Source organism: Variovorax sp. 01T439_2 (assembly GCF_056398445.1).
The window spans coordinates 1-2,199 of record NZ_JBFTPJ010000960.1; the positions used below are offsets into that span (position 1 = coordinate 1).

The window sequence follows — 2,199 nt, forward strand, 5'->3', positions numbered from 1 at the left end:
GGTGTGGATGACGAAGCGGGCCGGCAGCCGGTAGCCCCGGGTCAGCTTGGCGTCGCCGGTCTTGCAGCCCGACAGCAGGCGGCATTCATGCAGGAGCTCGGGCCCCGCGGCGCGGTGGATGGCGCCATCGACGCCGCCTCCGCCGAGCAGCGAGGAATTGGCCGCATTGACGATGGCATCGACCTGCAGCGTGGTGAGGTCGCCGCGGATGGCACGAAGCGCTTTCTGCATGATCTCGCCCCTTTCAGAGCAGACTAGACGACCGGCGCAGTGAATGCAATCAGCTTGCCCATGTTGGCGACGAAGCTCGCGACCGTGATCCCCTGCGGCTGCTCCTTCTTGACATAGGGCTCGATCAGCGGCGGGTCCGCCGGATCGTAGGGCGAGGTGTCGAACACGTCGCCCACATGCTTGCTGCGGTAGGCATCGCCCGTGTACGGCGTGGAAGGCCCATCGCCCTTGTAGGGGTTGGTCACGGCCGACAGCGGTGCGAGCCAGTAGCCCTTGGGGTCGAGCTTGTCCATCACCGCCGCGGCATCGGCGGCGCTCACCACGGGGGTTGTCATCACGCGGTCGGCGAACAGGTCGGCAAAGTCCACCTCGCGCAGCGAAAAGTACTTGGGCAGCGGCCGCTGCTCGCCGTGGCGCAGCGGAGAAGCCGCCACCATCTGCTGGATCGCGGCGTCGCTCATGCCGTTGAGCTGGGCGTAGGTCTGGCGCATGCCCGCGATGTCGATGGCGCGGCCGGCCGAGTAGTGGCTGGGCGTTGCGCGGTGGTCGTGGTCGACGTAGTAGGCGCCGTTGTGGATGTTCGAACCGTAGCGGTGCACGAAGCGCGGCTGGTTGGTGCCGAGCTCCACGAAAGTGGGATGCGTGCGGCCCTTGAGCAGCGGATTCTCCGCAATCATGGTGTCGGTGAGCTTGCAGCTGTCCAGCCAGTCGAGCGCCTCGGGCACGCGCGCCAGGTAGCCGCGGTCGCCCGTCAGGCGGAAATAGTTGAACAGCTGCTGCACGTTGGTCTGCGTCGTGTGCGTGGCCAGCGACCGCGGCTCGTAGCTGCGCGCGCCGGCGGGCGCCCCGGCCAGGCGGCCGTTCTGGTCCGTGGCCAGGTGCTGCAGGCCCCAGCCGGCCTGCGGCCCGGGCTGCTGCATGCGGCGCAGGCAGTCCATTGCGCGGGTGATGTACGGCACCAGGCTCTGGTCGCCCAGCGCCACCACGCACATCAGCAGGAACTTGATGTTCTCGCCCGCCACGTCGTCGTTGAAGGTGACGTGGCGCGTGTAGTCGCCGTCTTCCATGCCCGCGGTCGCGCCCGAAGGCAGCTGCTGCGGGTTGGGCAGCGGCATCGACGAGATCGCATCGGGCGAGGGCGGATAGCGCTGCGGCCAGCCGCCGTCGGCCACGCCGGAGCTGAACTGCGCCTGCGTGACGAAGCCGATGGCCTTCTGCAGCGCCGCCAGGAAGCGCGCATCGCGCTTTTCCAGGTACATGCGCAAGAGGAACTGCGACGACACCGCCGTGCCCGCATCGTCGAAGGAGGCGTTGCCGTAGTAGTGCTGGAACTCCTCGAGCCGCCAGCCGTTGGCGCCCACGGTGGCGTACCACTCGCGCAGCGAGGCTTCGCCGGCAAAGTCGTGGATGTAGTTCCAGCCGCCTGCCGGATGCTGCGCCTCGACCAGCGCGAGCGCGGTGCGCTCGGCGGCGCTGTAGAAGAGTTCGTCGCCCGTGGCATGGTAGGCATCGAGCATGCAATGGCCGGCGGTCGGCGTGCCGGGCGGCTGGATCCAGCACATGGTGCGGCGCGCCTCCATTTCGCCCCAGATGGTGGAGAAGTCGGGCAGGTAGGCCCAGACGTAGCCGCCGCGATAGGACACCGTCTCGTCCATGAAGCCCGCCGCGCGCCGCATCGCCTTGCGCGCCAGCGCCTCGGTGCTCGGCGGAGGTTCGGGCGCAGGTGCCGGCGGCGGCACCGGGAACGGCGGAAAGCCGGGGCCGTCTCCCCCGCCGCCGCACGCGCTCAGCGCCAAGGGGGAAAGTGTCGAAATGACGAAGTTCCTGCGTTTCATCTTTTGTCTCCAGTTAGGCAGCGGTTGAGCCGCTTTGGCACTTTTCAACTCATACGATGTCCGATGAGTCGCTGGAATTCTGCCATTTTCGATGGTTTTCGAATCCAGTTGTATGACAACTAAAGATGCAAGA

2 protein-coding genes are annotated in these 2,199 nt (G+C 67.3%); both read right to left on the reverse strand.

The genetic code is table 11. The features are described 5' to 3' along the window. Positions 1-231 (reverse strand): macro domain-containing protein (locus AC1DOC_RS30405; RefSeq protein WP_478131198.1); only part of this gene is annotated, 231 nt, incomplete at its 3' end. Positions 232-254: 23 nt separating this feature from the next. Beyond that, entirely contained in the window at positions 255-2,066 is a 1,812-nt protein-coding gene (locus AC1DOC_RS30410) for a pectate lyase (RefSeq protein WP_478079658.1), read from the reverse strand. Positions 2,067-2,199: the final 133 nt, after the last annotated feature.

Bases quoted from the DNA above. Each gene is read 5' to 3' on its own strand.
- AC1DOC_RS30410 (WP_478079658.1), bottom strand. From the start codon at position 2,066: ATGAAACGCAGGAACTTCGTCATTTCGACACTTTCCCCCTTGGCGCTG.